The 13476-nt window shown below is 73.7% G+C and carries 11 protein-coding genes; 3 read left to right on the forward strand and 8 right to left on the reverse strand.

Features of this window, described 5'->3' with window-relative positions; translation table 11 throughout:
* The first annotated feature begins 18 nt into the window (after positions 1-18).
* Entirely contained in the window at positions 19-1140 is a 1122-nt protein-coding gene (locus tag ACFVXJ_RS19540; protein ID WP_389663133.1) for a ferritin-like domain-containing protein, read from the forward strand.
* Between the two features lie 211 nt (positions 1141-1351).
* Here the strand turns inward: ACFVXJ_RS19540 and ACFVXJ_RS19545 are convergent, their stop codons facing one another.
* Both ACFVXJ_RS19545 and ACFVXJ_RS19550 read right to left on the reverse strand, forming a co-directional pair.
* Positions 1352-2824, reverse strand: a complete 1473-nt coding sequence (locus ACFVXJ_RS19545) for a penicillin-binding transpeptidase domain-containing protein (protein ID WP_389663135.1) — start codon at positions 2822-2824, stop codon at positions 1352-1354.
* A 19-nt stretch (positions 2825-2843) separates the two neighbouring features.
* Positions 2844-4217 (reverse strand): FtsW/RodA/SpoVE family cell cycle protein, encoded by a 1374-nt coding sequence (locus ACFVXJ_RS19550; protein WP_389663137.1) that lies wholly within the window; start codon positions 4215-4217, stop codon positions 2844-2846.
* Positions 4218-4439: 222 nt separating this feature from the next.
* Here ACFVXJ_RS19550 and ACFVXJ_RS19555 point away from each other — a divergent pair, with 222 nt between their 5' ends.
* Positions 4440-5771, forward strand: a complete 1332-nt coding sequence (locus ACFVXJ_RS19555) for an NlpC/P60 family protein (RefSeq protein ID WP_389663139.1) — start codon at positions 4440-4442, stop codon at positions 5769-5771.
* Here ACFVXJ_RS19555 and ACFVXJ_RS19560 read toward each other — a convergent pair.
* From ACFVXJ_RS19560 to ACFVXJ_RS19580, 5 genes are read right to left on the reverse strand one after another with little or no spacing between them, the layout of a single operon-like run.
* Positions 5717-6982, reverse strand: a complete 1266-nt coding sequence (locus tag ACFVXJ_RS19560; RefSeq protein WP_389663141.1) for a styrene monooxygenase/indole monooxygenase family protein — start codon at positions 6980-6982, stop codon at positions 5717-5719. The genes ACFVXJ_RS19555 and ACFVXJ_RS19560 overlap by 55 nt on opposite strands.
* Positions 6983-7032: 50 nt before the next feature.
* Positions 7033-7653, reverse strand: coding sequence for an ATP/GTP-binding protein (locus tag ACFVXJ_RS19565; RefSeq protein ID WP_389663142.1), 621 nt, complete (start codon positions 7651-7653; stop codon positions 7033-7035).
* Positions 7634-8017: a DUF742 domain-containing protein gene (locus tag ACFVXJ_RS19570; protein WP_389663144.1), complete on the reverse strand. Its 384-nt coding sequence runs from the start codon at positions 8015-8017 to the stop codon at positions 7634-7636. Before ACFVXJ_RS19570 ends, ACFVXJ_RS19565 begins: the two co-directional genes overlap by 20 nt.
* Positions 8014-8487, reverse strand: coding sequence for a roadblock/LC7 domain-containing protein (locus tag ACFVXJ_RS19575; protein WP_389663146.1), 474 nt, complete (start codon positions 8485-8487; stop codon positions 8014-8016). Before ACFVXJ_RS19575 ends, ACFVXJ_RS19570 begins: the two co-directional genes overlap by 4 nt.
* Positions 8484-11534, reverse strand: coding sequence for a nitrate- and nitrite sensing domain-containing protein (locus tag ACFVXJ_RS19580; RefSeq protein ID WP_389663147.1), 3051 nt, complete (start codon positions 11532-11534; stop codon positions 8484-8486). The genes ACFVXJ_RS19575 and ACFVXJ_RS19580 overlap by 4 nt, the downstream gene beginning before the upstream one ends.
* 454 nt (positions 11535-11988) lie before the next feature.
* Here ACFVXJ_RS19580 and ACFVXJ_RS19585 point away from each other — a divergent pair, with 454 nt between their 5' ends.
* Complete coding sequence (locus tag ACFVXJ_RS19585) at positions 11989-12762, forward strand: hypothetical protein (RefSeq protein ID WP_389663148.1); 774 nt, start codon at positions 11989-11991, stop codon at positions 12760-12762.
* 19 nt (positions 12763-12781) lie between these two features.
* Here the strand turns inward: ACFVXJ_RS19585 and ACFVXJ_RS19590 are convergent, their stop codons facing one another.
* Positions 12782-13222 carry a MarR family winged helix-turn-helix transcriptional regulator gene (locus ACFVXJ_RS19590; RefSeq protein WP_389663149.1) on the reverse strand — a complete coding sequence of 147 codons (441 nt, stop codon included), beginning with the start codon at positions 13220-13222 and terminating at the stop codon, positions 12782-12784.
* Positions 13223-13476 lie beyond the last annotated feature (254 nt).

Raw genomic sequence — 13476 nt, forward strand, 5'->3', positions numbered from 1 at the left:
GAGACCAAGGGGGCGTCAGTGTCGACGCACGAGCTCTACACCAAGGACCCGGGCGAGGGCGTCTGGCAGGTTCCGGCCTCCGGCGCCGCCCGCTTCAGCTGGGAGTACGACGGAGGCCGGGAGCGGTTGCTCGCCCTGTACCAGAAGGGCAAGGACAAGCAGTGGGACGGCGCCAAGCGCATCGCGTGGGACCTGGAGGTGGACCCGTACGACCCGCTCGGCACCCCCGACGAGGCGCTGACGCTCCACGGCACCCGGTACTGGGCCAAACTCACCGACAAGGACAAGGGCGAGTTGCGCCGCCACTACGCGGCCTGGAACTTCAGCCAGTTCCTGCACGGGGAGCAGGGGGCGATGGTGTGCGCGGCGCGCATCGTCGAATCCGTGCCGGACCTGGACGCGAAGTTCTACTCGGCGACCCAGACCATGGACGAGGCCCGGCACGCGGAGGTCTTCGGGCGCTTCCTGCACGAGAAGGTCGGGATGCTCTACCCGATCAACGACAGCCTCCGGGGGTTGCTCGACGACACGCTGCGCGACTCCCGCTGGGACATGCCGTACCTGGGCATGCAGGTGCTGATCGAGGGGCTGGCGCTGGCGGCGTTCGGGATGATCCGCGACACGACCGACAAGCCGCTGCCCAAGCAGATCCTGGCGTACGTGATGCAGGACGAGGCCCGGCACGTGGCTTTCGGGCGGATGGCGTTGCGGGACTACTACAAGCAGTTGACGGACGCCGAGCTGCGCGAACGCGAGGAGTTCGTGATCGAGGGCTGTTACCTGATGCGGGACCGGCTGCGCGGGGTGGAGGTGCTGGAGAACTTCGGCGTCCCGAGGAAGGAGGCGGAGGAGTTCAGCGAGCGGTCGGAGTTCCTGCACCTGTTCCGCAGGCTGCTGTTCAGCCGGATCGTGCCCTGTGTGAAGGACATCGGGCTGTGGGGTGACCGGCTGCAGCGGGCTTACGTGGAGATGGGCGTCTTCGAGATGGGCGACTCCAACCTCGACCTGTTGATGAGCGAGGACGAGGAGGTCGCCGAGGCCCTGGATCGGGAGCGGTTCGCGGCCGAGGAGCGGGAGCGGGTGGCGGAGGTCCGGTCCGCCATCGAGGAGGGTGCGGGGGGCGACGCCGCCGGCGCCTGAGCGCGGCCCCCGACCGTCACTCCGGCTTCGAAGCGGTTCGACGCCCCGAGACGGTCCATCAGGTCGGCCACGATGCGCCGTTCGGTGCGTACGCCGATCCCCGGGGCCGCGGTCGGCCCTTCCCCGCGCGACCGGGCGACCCGCTACGCCCACGAGACGGGCCGCGGCGTCCTGGCGTGCGCCTAGGGTGTCCGGCCCTGCGGGCACGGCCCTAAGGCCGGCGCGGGTCGGCCTGGAGCGCGGCCGTCAGGACGGCGCGGGCGATCGGGGCCGCCGCGCTGTTGCCGCTGATGTCGCCGCGGTCCGCCGCCGCGTCCTCGACGACGACCGCGACCGCGACCGCCGGCAGCGGCGCGCCCTCCGCCCTGGCCCAGGCGATGAACCAGGCGTAGGGGGTGCCCTTGTTGCCGACGCCGTGCTGCGCGGTGCCGGTCTTGCCGCCGACCACCGCGCCCGGGACGGCGGCGTTGCGTCCCGTTCCGTTCTCCACCACCTTGACCATGAGTTCCTGTACGCGCAGGGCCGTCGCCGGGTTCATGGCCCGGCCCAGCGTGCGCTGTTCGCCCCGGCGCACCTGGCTGCCGTCGTCCCGCGTGGTGCGTTCCACCAGGTAGGGGCGCTTCAGTTCGCCGCCGTTGGCGACCGCCGCCGCGACCATCGCCATCTGGAGCGGGGTCGCCCTGGTGTTGAACTGTCCGATCGAGGACAGTGCCAGTTGGTCGGGGCTCATGTCGGTGTCGAAGGTCGACGGCGACACCCAGGCGGGCACGCGCAGCCCGTCGTCGTTGAAGCCGAACCGCCGCGCCGCCTCGACCATGCGGTTCAGGCCCACCTGTACGCCGATCTTCGCCATCACCGTGTTGCACGACCACTGCACCGCCTCCGCCATCGAGGCGTCCTCGCAGCCGGTGGCCTCGTTCGGCAGCAGGGTGCTGGTGCCGGGCAGCGGGTACGGGTCGGGGGTTTTGGTGGGAGCGTCCACGTCCTTGACCACCCCGGCGTCGAGCGCGGCCGCCGCCGTCACGATCTTGAAGGTGGAGCCGGGCGGGTACGTCTCGCGCAGCGCCCGGTTGAGCATCGGCTTGGTGGGGTCGGCGTTGAGCCGCGTCCATGCCTCCTTGACCCGCGCGCCGGTGCCCGAGAGCGCCCCCGGGTCGTAGGAGGGGCTGCTGACCAGGGCCAGGATCCTGCCGGTGGCCGGCTCCAGGGCCGCGACCGCGCCCCGCTTGCCCGCCAGCCCCGTGTACGCGGCCCGCTGCATCCCGGCCCGGAGCGTCGTGACGGCGTTCCCGCCCGGTGGGTGGCCGCGCGCGAGGTCGTACCAGAGGGGGAAGGCGGACAGGCCGGGGTCGGTGCCGGCCAGGACGGTGTCCTCGGCGCGCTCGACGAAGCTGGTCCCGTACGTCTGGGAGGCGAAGCCGGTGACGGGCGCGTAGAGCGGGCCGTCGGCGTAGGTGCGTTCGTAGCGCAGCAGTTGGCCGCTGTCGCGGGAGCCGGTGACGGGCCGGCCGTCGACCAGGATGTCCCCGCGCGGCTTCGCGTACCGTTCGACGGCGGTGCGTTTGTTGGCCGGGTTCGCGCCGTAGGCGGACGCCTCCCACACCTGTACCCGGCCGATGTTGACCAGCAGGGCGACGAGCAGGGCCGCGCAGAAGTACGCGCACCAGCGGATGTAGCGGATCACGCGGGGGCCGCCTCTCGGGTCACGCGGGGGCCGGCTCCGCGGCCGGCAGGGGTCTGCGGGCGCTGTCCCCGAGCCGGATCAACAGGGCGACGATGATCCAGTTGGTGACGACGGAGGAGCCGCCCTGGGCCAGGAACGGCATGGCCATGCCGGTGAGCGGGATCAGGCCGGTGACGCCGCCCGCGATGACGAACACCTGGAGTGCGAGGATCGAGGCGAGCCCGGTGGCGAGGAGGCGCCCGAAGGGGTCGCGCAGCGCGAGTCCGGCGCGGAAGCCCCGGTCCACGAGGAGCCCGTAGAGCAGCAGGATCGCGCTGAGGCCGGCGAGCCCGAGTTCCTCGCCCGCGGTGGCGAGGATGAAGTCGGACTTGGCGGCGAAGCCGATGAGGAAGGACTGGCCGTGGCCGAGGCCGGCGCCGAGCAGGCCCCCGGCGCCGAAGGCGAAGAGGGACTGGGCGAGCTGGCCGGGGCCGTCGCCCCGCGCGATGGAGGCGAAAGGATTCAGCCAGTCCTCGACACGGGTGTGCACGTGCGGCTCGAACGTCCCCACGGCGTACGCGCCGAGCGCCGCGAGCAGCAGCCCGATCGCGATCCACCCGATCCGTCCGGTGGCGGTGAACAACATGATCACGAACAGGCCGAAGAACAGCAGGGACGTGCCGAGGTCCCGTTCCAGGACCAGCACGCCGACGCTGAGCAGCCAGATCGTGAGGATCGGGCCGAGGACGCGACCGGGCAGCAGGCGCAGTTTCCACAGCAGCCGGCGCCCGGTCAGCGCGAGGGCGGTGCGGTTCGCGGCGAGGTAGGCGGCGAAGAAGACGGCGAGCAGGATCTTGGCGAACTCGCCCGGCTGGAAGGAGTACCCGGCGAACCGGATCCAGATGTGGGCGCCGTTGACGGCCGGGAAGAAGACGGGGACGAGCATCAGGGCGAGCGCGGTGGTGACGGAGAGGTACGCGTACCGCTGGAGCACGCGGTGGTCCCGCAGTACGCCGACGACCAGCACGAACAGCGCCAGCCCGACGCCCGACCAGCGCAGTTGCCCCACGGCCGCGGCCGGGCCGGGGGTGGCGAGGTCGAGCCGTTCGATCAGGACCAGGCCGAGTCCGTTGAGCAGGACGGCGATGGGCAGGACGAGCGGGTCGGCGTACGGGGCGCGCAGCCGCACGGCGAGGTGCGCGAGCAGGGCGGCGACGGCGAACCCGACGGTGTGCCGGGTGATCGCGTCGGGGAAGCGGCCGGTGGCGGCGAACCCGACGTAGAGGTGACCGAGGACGGAGATCAGGACCGCCCCGACGAGCAGTGTGAGCTCGATGCCGCGGCCCTTGCGGGTCCGGGCGTCGGGGGGCGGGGGCGGAGCGGGCTCCGCCACCTTCGCCGTCAGAGCGGTCATAGGGGGAACGTAGCAAGCACGGGAACGCTATGTCCGTTTATGTCACAGTGCGCCGAAGAGTCGCCACAAACGGTCGGAACGTGCGGCGATCGGGAGCCGTGACGACCGCCGGAGCGCCCACCCCTGTGCCTCCGAACAGGTGACGCGACCTCACCTCGCCGTCCCCGCTGGGCGATTCGTCATACCGGACATGGCAGCATCGGCCGCCCCGGAGGTGATTACATGACAAACCGACCACGTCTTGTCCGCACCGTCTGCGTCGCCGCCGCCGTCCTGCTCACGGCCGCCGGCCCGCCGGCCACCGCCCACGCCGAACCCCTCCCCGCGACGGAGCCCGCCGCGGCGCCCGTGCCCGCGCCGCTTCCCGGCACCGGGCCCGCCGCCCGGCCCACCACCGGTGAGTCCGCGAGCGCCCGGCCCGCCACCGCGCGGCCCGCCACCGGCGAGTCCGTCGGGGCGCTGCTCACCCGCCTCCAGGACCTGTACCAGAAGGCGGAGCAGGCGTCCGAGGCGTACAACGCCACCGAAGTCGCCCTCAAGGCCCGCCAGAACGAGGAGCACCGGCTCACCACCGCACTCGGCAACACCCGTACCGCCCTCACCATCGAGCGGGCCCGCGCCGGCCGGCTGGCCCGGGAGCAGTACCAGGGGTCCCGCGGCGGCCTCTCCCCCTACCTGCTGATGCTCCTCTCCGGAGACCTCCGCCACGCCTCCGACCAGCGCCGGCTCACCACCCTCCAAGGCGCCCGCACCGCCGGGCTCCTCAGCCGCCTCGCACACGGCGAGCAGCGCGCCGGGTCCCTCGCCGACGCCGCCCGCAAGGCGCTGGAGGCCCAGCGGACGCTGACCGCGGAGCAGAAGCGGCACAAGGAGGAGGTCACCGGCCGGCTCAAGGAGGTCGAGCGGCTCCTGGCCTCACTGACCCCCGGGCAACTGGAACGGCTCGGCGCCCGCGAGACGGAGGTCACCGCCGAAGCACAGCGGGAGCTGATCGGCTCGGGCCGTCTCGGCCGGGCCGGTCCCCCCGCCGCCGGTCGGGCCGGTTCCCGCGCCGCCGCCCTGCCGGCCGCCACCCCCACCGCCGCCGGCGGCGCGGCCCTCGCCTACGCGGTGGCCCAGATCGGCAAGCCGTACGTCTGGGGCGCCGAGGGCCCGGCCTCCTTCGACTGCTCCGGGCTGACCTCCCGGGCCTGGGAGCACGCGGGGCGGCCCATCCCCCGCACCAGCCAGGAGCAGTGGGCGCAGTTGCCGAAGGTGCCGCTGGACCGGCTCCGTCCCGGGGACCTGGTGGTGTACTTCCCCACCGCCACGCACGTCGCCCTCTACATCGGCGACGGCAAGGTCATCCAGGCGCCCCGCCCGGGCGCGACCGTCAAGGTCTCGCCGATCGCCGCGAACCCGGTCCTGGGCGCCGTCCGCCCCGACCCGGCGGGCACCCCGCTCGCCTCGTTCACCCTCCCGCCGTTGCCCGAGTCGGCCACGACGGGGGACGACACCGGCTACTCGGGGTCCGGGCCCGACGCGGACACCGAGGCCGAGACCTCCGCCAGGTAGTCCGCCGTGTCCTCGGGGTCGTAGAAGTACCCGTCGAAGTCGGCCGGGTTGTCGAAGCCGTTGGCGAATCGATCCGCCACCGGCGTCAGCTCCCCGGCCGCGCCGATCAGGTTCAGCACGTGCTCCGGCGGCACGCCCAGCATCGCGTTGGTCCACTGGGTGACCGGCTTGCCGGTCCGGAACCAGAACTTGTCGAAGGTCGCCTTCATCCACGGCTCGTCGAACGGCTTGTCGCCGTGCATGAGGATCGACGAGAGGTAGGAGGCCGCGCACTTCGCCGCGGAGTTCGAGCCCTGTCCCGTGATCGGGTCGTTCGCCACCACCACGTCCGCGACGCCCAGCACCACGCCGCCGCCCGGCAGCCGGCCGATCGGCTTGCGGACGACCGGCGCGTACCGGCCGGCGAGGGTGGCGCCCCCGTCCGTCAGGTCCACCTTGGTGGCCCGCGCGTACTCCCAGGGCGCGAACTTCTCCATCAGCTCCAGCGTCAGCGCCAAGTGCTCCGACGGGTCCTTGACGCCCTTGAAGACGTCCACCGGACCGCCCGGGAGGCCCTCCCAGAACAGGATGTCCGCCCGCCCCGAGGTGGTCAGGGTCGGCATGACGAACAGTTCGCCGACGCCCGGCACCAGGTTGCAGCGCACCGCCTCGGTGTCCGGGTGCTCGGGGCGCGGTCCGAGCCCGTGCACGTAGGAGACCGCCAGCGCGCGCTGCGGCGCGTCGTACGGGGAGCGCGCCGCGTCCCGCTCGAACATCGACACCAGTTCGCCCTTGCCGGCGGCGACCAGCACCAGGTCGTACGTGCGGGAGAAGTAGTCCAGGTCGGCGACGGACGCGCCGTGGATGACCAACTGGCCGCCGCGCTGGACGAACGTGTCGATCCAGCCCGCCATCTTCACGCGCTGGTCGACGGACTGCGCGAAGCCCTTCAACCGGCCGAGCCAGTCGACGGCGCGCCCGCCGTCGGGGGCCGCGACCGAGACGCCGACGCCCTCGATCCGCGGGGCCTGCCGCTCCCAGAAGGCCAGTTCGAGGTCCCGCTCGTGCTGGAGCGCCGTGTCGAACATGACTTGCGTGGACATGACCCGCCCGGTGCGGATCTCGTCCGCCGTCCGGTTGGACATGACGGTGACGTCGTACCCCTTCGACTGGAGTCCGAGGGCGAGTTGGAGACCGGACTGGCCGGCCCCCACGACGAGTATCTTGCGCATCTCACGTTCTCGATTCGAGGTCGACGGTGCTTCGGGGGCTGCGCTTCGCGCTATTCGGGGGTGACGTCCAGGGCGTGCGAGACCAGGGCCAGCAGGGACTCGACGACCGTGTCCCGGCGCCGCGCGTCCATGATCACGACGGGGACGTACGGCGGGATGCCGAGCGCCTCGCGCACGTCGGCCTCCTCGTACTCCCGCGAGCCCTCGAAGTGGTTGACGGCGACGGCGTACGGCAGCCCGCAGCTCTCGAAGTAGTCGAGGGCCGGGAAGCAGTCGCGCAGCCGGCGCGTGTCGGCCAGCACCAGGCCGCCGATCGCGCCCCGCGCCAGGTCGTCCCACATGAACCAGAACCGCTCCTGGCCCGGGGTGCCGTACACGTACAGGACGAGGTCGTCGGCGAGCGTGACCCGGCCGAAGTCCATGGCGACGGTGGTGGTGGCCTTGTCCGGGGTGGCGGACAGGTCGTCGGTGGCCAGACCGGCCCGCGTCATCACCGCCTCGGTGCGCAGCGGGGTGATCTCGGAGACGGACGACACGAGCGTGGTCTTGCCGACCCCGAAGCCTCCCGCGACCAGCACCTTCACGGCGACGGGCGCCCTCGAACGGTCGTACTGCCACGGCTGGACGGGCTCGTCCTCGGCCACGGCCGGATCAGAGACGACGAAGGCCACTGAGCACCCTTTCCAGCAGCGCGCGGTCGGGACGGCCGGCGCCGTGGCCCGTGCCGTAGACGCGGACGCGTCCCTGGTCGGCGAGGTCGCTGACCAGGACGCGGACCACGCCGAGCGGCAGTTTCAGCAGCGCCGCTATCTCGGCGATCGTGCGCATGCGCCGGCACACCTCGACGATGGCCGGCATCTCCGGCATCCGGTCGGCCGTTGCGGCCGGTCCGGTGTCGAGGGCGGCGACGAACGTCTCCACCAGCAGGATCTGCGCGAAGCGGGTTCGGCCGCCCGTGAGGGAGTACGGCCGGACCCGGGCGGGGCGGCGGTCGGCGCCGCGTATGGGCAGCCGGTCGGAAGCCGGACTCCTCACGGGGTGTTCTCCATCGACTGGCGCAGCTCGCTGCGGACTTCGGGGGTCAGGACGTGCCCGGCCCGGCCCACGAACAGGGCCATGTGGTAGGCGACGACGCTCATGTCGCAGTCGGGGGTGGCGTGCACGCCGAGCAGCGAGCCGTCGCTGATGACCATGACGAAGACGGAACCGTGCTCCATCGCCACCATGGTCTGCTTGACGGAGCCGAACTCCATCAGGTCGGCGGCACCGCTGGTGAGGCTGCCGAGCCCGGAGACGATGGTGGCGAGGTCGGCGGAGGCCCCCCGGGGGCCCTTGGGCCGGCCCGCTTCCACGGGGGCCGTCGGCTCCGAGGAGAGCAGCAGCAGCCCGTCCGAGGAGACGACGGCGACGGAGTTGACGCCGGGCACCTCCTCGACCAGGTCGGTCAGCAGCCATTGCAGGTTGCGGGCCTGGGTGCTCAGTCCGTACGTACTGGGCGCGGTCATGTGCGTGCCTCCTGTGCGGTGTCCCCCCGGTCGGTCTGCCCCTGCTGCCGGCGCTGGTCCTGGTCCCGGTCCCGGTCCCGGCCGGCGTTTCGGCCTTGGCCTCGGTCGGAGTCCTGGTCCCGGCCCGAGCCCCGGTCCTGGGCGAGTTCGGCCGCCGCGACGCGCCGCCCGTCCTGGGAGCCCTGGTAGAAGCCGCCGAGTCGGCGGCGCAGCTCGTCGGCGTCCACCCGGCGCGGCTCGGGCCGTGCCCCGGCCGGCCGGTCGGTCGTCGGGGCCGTGGCCGCGGGGCGCGGGGTCCGCTTCGGCAGGCCCTTGTCGGTGACGGCTTCCTCGGGGTGGCCGTGGTTGCCCTGGCGCGGGAGCCAGTTGTCCTCGGCGGCGGCCCGGCCGTGGGGGGCGGCGTCCGCCGGGTCGGTGTCGGGCCGCGCGGGCGCGGACCCCGGTTCCGGCTGTACGTCGGCCCCGGGCGCGGTCTCGGGCAGCGGCTCGGCGCTCCCCGGGGCGGCGTCGGGCACCGCGAAGGCCACCGCGTCCGGCGCGGGCACGACCCTCGCGAGGAGTTCCTCCTCGGGACCCGCCCCGCCCGGCGCCCCGGCGGCGGGGGCCGCCGCCGTGAACACCTGCTCGGCGGGGGGCAACTGCCCGGCGGGAGCCTCGAAGGTCCCTTCGCCGGCCTCGGGCACGACCCGGGTCGGCAGCTCTTCGGCGGGCTCGGCCCGGCCCGCGTCGGCGGCGCTCCCGGTCGACGGCCCCTGCGGGGCGGTGGCCCGCGCGTCCTGGTCGGCGTCCGGGAGGGGCCCGTCGGCCGCACCGTCGGACTCCGCGGCCGGGAACTCCCGCGCTGCCTCGCCCGGGGCCGGTTCCGAGCCGGCGCCCGCAGCCACCTCGGGCGCGGCGCCCGCGCCCGGGTCCGCCACCGGAGGCGCCGGCTCGGGCGCCGGCGGCACCCTCGGGGGCAGCGTGTTCTCGTTCGCCTCGGCGATCACCCCGGGCAGCCGGAACTCCGGCAGCCCCGGCGTGGCCAGCGTGTGCACGGGCGAGGTCGGCGGCGCCGTCGGCAGCAGGGCGGCCGGGACGACCACCAGGGCCTCCGTCCCGCCGTGCCGGCCGGCCCGCAGCTCCGCCGTCACCCCGTGGCGTGCGGCGAGGCGGCCGGCGACGTACAGGCCGAGCCCCAGCCCGTGTTCCGCCTCGGGCTCCTCGTCGTACGCCTCCGGCGTGGCCAGCCGCGCGTTGAGGGACTCCAGCCGGTCGGCGGTGACCCCGATGCCCTCGTCCAGCACGGACAGCACCACTTCACCGGAGTCCAGCAGCCGGCCCGACACCTTCACCTTGGCGTCCGGCGGCGAGAACGTCGTCGCGTTCTCCAGGAGTTCCGCGAGGACGTGCGAGATGTCGTCGGCGGCGTGCCCCGCGACCTGCGTGTACGACGGCAGTGCGGCGAGGTCGACCCGCTCGTAGCGCTCGATCTCGCTGACCGCCGCCCGCAGGACGTCCACCAGGGGTACCGGCAACGCCTGCCCATGGCCGTGCTCCTGCCCGGCCAGGACCAGCAGGTTCTCGTTGTGACGGCGCATCACCGTCGCCAGGTGGTCCAGTTTGAACAGGGTCGCGAGCCGCTCGGGCTCCTGTTCCTTGGACTCCAGTTCCTCGATGACGGCCAGTTGCCGCTCGACCAGGCCGAGGGTCCGCAGCGAGAGGGAGACGGAGGTCGTGGACATGATGCGGCGGTGCTCTTCCAGCCCGGCCCGCAGTTCCTCCAGCTCCGCTTCCAACCGGGCCCGGACCTCCTTGAGCTCCGTTTCCAGCGCGCCCCGGCCCGAGGACAGCGCCTCGTTGCGGCCGATGAGCCGGCGCCGGTCGGCGTCGAGTCCGGCGATCTTCGTGTGCAGGGCGACGGTCTGGTCCCGTACCGCGTTCAGGTGGCCGACGACCTGGGCGAACTCGTCGTTGCGGCCGGTGAACCGGACCGGCTCGACCGAGCCCTCCGGGGTCGCCAGCCGCTCCGCGCCCCGGCGCAGCACCGACAGCGGTCGGGTCAGCGAGCGGGCGACGGCCGTGGAGACGCCCACGACGAGCAGGAACAGCACGCCGAGGAAGGCGACGAGCAGCTCCAGCCGCTGGACGTCGTCGTCGCGCAGGGTGGCGAGGGCGGTGGACCGCCGGCCCGCCAGGGTGGACTCCACCGAACGCATCCGGTCGATCCGGGCGGTGAGGGCCGAGCCGACGGAACCGGCGTCGGCCTTGCGGTCGGTCGGGTTGCGGTCGGCCGTGGACGGCGCCGGCCGCTCGGCGAGGCGCTTGAGGTAGTCGTCGGCCGTCTTGACCTCGGGTCCGGTGACGGTGTCGGTCAGCGTCTGCCGTACCTCGGGGCGCGCGGCCCGCGCGAAGTCGTCGAGGGCGGCCTGTTCCCGTACCCGGGCGCGCTGGGCGGCGGCGGTGAGTTCGTCGGCGGCGGCCGAGCCGGAGGACTGCTCGCTCCGGGGGACGGGGACGGCCAGGGCGGCCAGGGCGGCCAGCAGCAGTCCGCGGGTCGCCGATGCCTGTTCCACGGCTTGGCCGAGGGGGGCGAGCGGGCGGGTGGTCGCGAGGGCGGCCTCCGCGCGCGGCGGGGTCAGTTCGGCGAGTCGGTCGCCGGGCGCGAGGAGTTCCGCGATGACGGCGGTGTACGCCTGGTGCGCGGCGAGGGCGCCGCCCTTGCCGTCGACGGCCTCGGCGCGCACCGCCTTGATCCGGCCGAGGACACCGGCGAGTTGCCCGTCCGCGTCGGCCCGGACCTCGGACAGTTGTCGGTCGGTACCCGCGACGCGTTGTTGCACGACCGTCTTGGCGCCCGTGGGGCGGCCCTTGGCGGCGTACTCGACCACGGCGTCGCGCTCGTCGCCGAGGAGGTGGGCCAGGGTGAGGCTGCCCTGGGCCTGCTCGGCGAGGGTGACCAGCCGCTGGGAGTCGTTCAGTTCCCTGGTTGCGGAGACGACGGCGGGAGCGCCTGCCGCGAGGACGGTGAGGCCGGCGACGGCCACGCCGACCACCAGCCTGCTGCGCACGCGGACGCGACGTCCTGCGGGGGCGGGTCCGTCTGCGCTGGCGGTGCCGTTCTTCCGAGACCGCTTCTTCTGCACCGGTGCTCGCAATCCTGTACGTGTGCTCGTGCTCGTCTACTCGTGTGGCCGAGGTAACGGCCGGTCAACAAGTAAACGCTCCCTGCCCCCTCGTACCGCCTCAGACCTTCGCAGTGCGATGGGAACAGAGCCGCACATCGCCCACCCCGCCACTCGAAGGAGTGAACATCACGGAGGAGGGGGCGGCCAACTCGGCCGGCGCGTGCCAGGTGTCGTTCGTGGACGGGCGGTTGAAAGTTCGCGGGACGCTTTGGCAAGATGCCCCGCCCTTCCGGCCCCGGGGGTCGCGCGCGGGGGCGTCCCACCCCTCCCGATTTGGTACGGACCTTCCCTGAACCGGGGTCCGCCCAACGGCCGTGGGGCGGGGCAGAATGTCCGCATGCGCATCGACTTGGCCTCGGTGGCCGGCAGCCCGGAACGTCCCAACGAGGACTGGGTCTCGGTGGCGACACCCGCGTTGGGCGGCGGAGTTGTGGTGGTTCTCGACGGAGTCACCCCACCGCGCGGCGACGACGGGTGCGTGCACGGGGTGCCGTGGTTCACGGCCCGGCTCGGCGGCCGATTGACCGAACTGTCCGGCTCGCGGCGGGACATGCCGCTGGAGCGGATTCTCGCGGAGGCCATCGGGGCGACCGCCGCGGCGCACGGCGACGGCTGTGACCTTTCTCACGTGCGGACCCCGCAGGCGACGGTGGTGCTGGTCCGTTGGGACGAGACGCACGTGGAGCATCTGGTGCTGTCGGACTCGGTCCTGCTCCTCCAGGCGCCCGGCGGTGAGGTCACGGCCGTACGGGACGACCGGCTGGACCTGGTCCCGCGGGAGGCGTTGCGCTCGGTGGCCGCGGCGGACGCGCTGCGCAACGCCGAGGGCGGTTTCTTCACGGCGGCGGCGGACCCGGCGGTGGCGGTCCGGGCGGTGACCGGGCGCACGCCGAGGGCGCGGGTGCGGGCGGTGGCGGCGCTCACGGACGGGGCCGGCCGGTGGACGGACACGTTCCGGGAAGGCGACTGGGCCGACTGCATGACGGTGCTGCGCAAGGAGGGCGCCGAGGGCCTGATCGGCCGGGTCCGGGCGGTCGAGTCCGACCCGGCCCGCCCGTCGGCCCCCCACAAGCGCCACGACGACGCGTCGGCGGTGTACGCGGAGCTGTGAGGAGGACGGGCCCGGGCTGCTACTCGGCGCCCTGGTTGAGCTGGTGCAGCAGCCGGGCCAGTTCGGCGACCTCGCCGCGGTCCCAGTCGGCGAGCGTGCGCATGTACTGCTCGCGGCGGGCGCCGCGGACCCGCAGGAACCGGGCCCGGCCCTCCTCGGTGAGCCCGACGAGGAAGGCCCGGCCGTCGGCGGGGTCCGGCTCCCGGGCCACCAGGCCGAGGAGCTCCAGGGCGCGCAGCTGGCGGCTCATGGTGGCCTTGCCGACGCCGAAGTAGGCGGCGAGCTCGGTGGCCCGCTGGCGACCGGCGGCCTCCAGCCGGACGAGGAGCCCGTACGCGGCCGGCTCCAGTTCGGGGTGGAGGGCGCGGGCCATCTCGCCGGACGAGGCGCGGGCGCGCCGGAGGAAGACGGACAGCTCCCGCTCCAGGGCAAGGAACTCCTGGTCTTCTCTCCCGTGCACGTCCGGCTCCCGTCGCTGATGTTCTCCCGCTGCCTCCCCCAGTATTTCGCAGCGGGCCCGCCGATCCAGCCCCGTGGGGGTGTCGTCGGCCCGCCCGGCGCAGCCCGGCGGGGGTGTGGTCGGCCCGCCGGTGTTCGCGGCGCCGGGGTGTCGTCGGCCCCGCCGGTGTTCGCGACGCCGGGGTGTGGGGCCGAGCCCCACGGCCGCCGGGCGGAGCCGGGTACCCCCGGCCCCGCCCACGAGGCGCCCTGCAC

Origin of the sequence: Streptomyces sp. NPDC058279, assembly GCF_042881255.1 — a bacterium.
Lineage (GTDB): Bacteria > Actinomycetota > Actinomycetes > Streptomycetales > Streptomycetaceae > Streptomyces.

Coding starts and splice junctions, on each gene's coding strand:
- ACFVXJ_RS19555 (WP_389663139.1), top strand. CDS start 4,440: ATGACAAACCGACCACGTCTTGTCCGCACCGTCTGCGTCGCCGCCGCC.
- ACFVXJ_RS19560 (WP_389663141.1), bottom strand. CDS start 6,982: ATGCGCAAGATACTCGTCGTGGGGGCCGGCCAGTCCGGTCTCCAACTC.
- ACFVXJ_RS19550 (WP_389663137.1), bottom strand. CDS start 4,217: ATGACCGCTCTGACGGCGAAGGTGGCGGAGCCCGCTCCGCCCCCGCCC.
- ACFVXJ_RS19585 (WP_389663148.1), top strand. CDS start 11,989: ATGCGCATCGACTTGGCCTCGGTGGCCGGCAGCCCGGAACGTCCCAAC.
- ACFVXJ_RS19575 (WP_389663146.1), bottom strand. CDS start 8,487: ATGACCGCGCCCAGTACGTACGGACTGAGCACCCAGGCCCGCAACCTG.